We start from the raw sequence: 1,978 nt of genomic DNA, 5'->3' as shown, positions 1-1,978 counted from the left end.
GGGAGGGGCTGAGTTTTTCAATGCAACGCACCCTCACGGGTGCGGCGCGGGGATTGCGTTCGATCTCCTCCGCCGGGGCCTTCTCCGCGCCGCGGGTGACGGTGCGGAACTCCGGCTCGGTGCCCGGCAAGTCCATCGGCAGGCCAACCGGGGTCTTGGAGGTGGTGAGCTCGTTGAACGCGGCTTTGACGATCTTGTCTTCCAGGGACTGGTAGCTCATGAACACCGCGCGCCCGCCGACACCGAGCAGGTCGGTGATCACGGGCACGACGTTTTCCACCGCCTCGAGCTCGCGGTTGACCTCGATGCGCAGCGCCTGGAACGTGCGCTTGGCGGGGTGCCCGCCGGTGCGGCGGGTCGCCGCCGGGATGGTGGCGTAGAGCAGCTCCACCAGACGCGCGGCGCGGTCGAAGGGCTCGCGCTCACGCTCCGCGATCACGGCGGAGGCGATCTTGCCGGCGAAACGCTCGTCGCCGTAGGTCTTCAAAATCCGGGCGAGGTCGCCGTGGCTGTAGGTGTTGAGCACCTCGGCCGCGGTGATGCCTTGGGTCTGGTCCATGCGCATGTCCAGCGGGGCGTCGCCGCGGTAGGAAAAGCCGCGCTCTTCCTGGTCCAGCTGCATGGACGACACGCCCAGGTCGAACAGCGCGCCCGCGATGCCGTGCTCGCGGGCCGTGTCGAAGATGTCGCCGGTGTTGTCCGCCACCGCCTCGTCGACGTGGTCGAAGCGGCACTGCACTGCGGTGAAGCGGTCGCCGAAGGGCGCCAAGCGCTGCTGCGCCTGACGCAGCGCGTTCGGGTCCCGGTCCACGCCGATCACGCGGGCGTTGGGAAACACGGTGAGGAAGTGCTCGGTGTGGCCGCCGGCGCCAAGCGTGCCGTCGATAAGCACCGCATTTGCGCCGAACTTCTCGACGCTGGGCGCGAGCAGTTCAGCCATGCGGTCGCGCATGACGGGGACGTGACCGTGCGGGTCGTCAGCGAGCGTGAAGTTCGCCATGCCATGCCCTCCGTGTCCCTTTAGTGTCCCAAGCTCGTGCGGTGTGTCAGCGATGTCAGCGCGGGGAGCGCATAGAGCCCTGCCCGGGGCGGCTGTTCTGATGTCGGGGAAGTACACCAGAACGCTTCACGCCCCGGACAGAGTCCGTACACGCTCTCCGTAGTCGATGCCTGCTGCCGGGTAGTCAGCCCTACAGCAGACCGGAGAGAATGTCGTCGTCATCCGCCGCGGAGAACGCAGCTTCAGTCTCTTCTTGATACTTATTCCAGGACTCGAGGTCCCAGATCTCGAGAAAATCCACCGACCCGATGACCACGCACTCCTTGGAAAGGCTTGCGTACTCCCGGTGCGCCGGGGACAGGGTGATTCGCCCAGACCCGTCGAGCGTTTGCTCATCCGCGCTGGCAGCCAGGTTGCGGATAAACGCGCGCGCCTTGGGGTTTGTGCGGGATGCCGCTGCGGCCTTGCGGGCGCGGGCGGCAAACTCGTCGCGCGGGTACACCGCAAGCGAGTGGTCCTGCCCCTTGGTCACCATCAACCCGTCCGCAAGATCCTCACGGAACTTCGCGGGGAGCGTCAGGCGACCTTTGTCGTCGAGCTTGGGAGTGTAGGTTCCCAGAAACATCCGGCGACCTACCTTCCTTCACTTTCTGACGTTGGCTGTGAAATTTTCTCGGCTTCGTTCCGCACCGCGCACGTAGTCAAGATGCGCGCCACGTCACTCCGCTGGGCCCCACTTTAACCCACTTTCCCCCACAAACGCCACACCTCGGCGGTTTTTTGTTCTGGCGTGTCGCGTTTTCACAGCTCAAAGCCGCTATTTCGCCGTGGGGAGTTTACCCGCAAAGTCTCGAACCACGGCTCACACACGCCACTTTCTCCCCCTCTAACCCCATGGCTTTCGTCCCGAGTGGAACGTCTGCACCCAAGTTTGGGCGCTTTTGGGGCACAGGTGGGGAGAAGTGGGGGATTTGGGGC

2 protein-coding genes are annotated in these 1,978 nt (G+C 65.1%); both read right to left on the bottom strand.

Features of this window, described 5'->3' with window-relative positions; all coding sequences use genetic code 11:
* Window positions 1-1,000, bottom strand: a 1,000-nt coding sequence (rsmH, locus tag MHX64_RS11830) for a 16S rRNA (cytosine(1402)-N(4))-methyltransferase RsmH (protein ID WP_239406336.1), incomplete at its 3' end; no start/stop codon positions are given.
* 190 nt (window positions 1,001-1,190) lie between these two features.
* Window positions 1,191-1,625, bottom strand: coding sequence for a division/cell wall cluster transcriptional repressor MraZ (gene mraZ / locus MHX64_RS11825; RefSeq protein ID WP_070475152.1), 435 nt, complete (start codon window positions 1,623-1,625; stop codon window positions 1,191-1,193).
* Window positions 1,626-1,978: the final 353 nt, after the last annotated feature.

This window comes from Corynebacterium sp. ACRPZ (assembly GCF_022346205.1).
Taxonomy (GTDB): domain Bacteria; phylum Actinomycetota; class Actinomycetes; order Mycobacteriales; family Mycobacteriaceae; genus Corynebacterium; species Corynebacterium lehmanniae.
The sequence above is the reverse complement of the archived record's forward strand: the minus strand, read 5'-3'. Positions and strand labels throughout refer to the sequence as shown.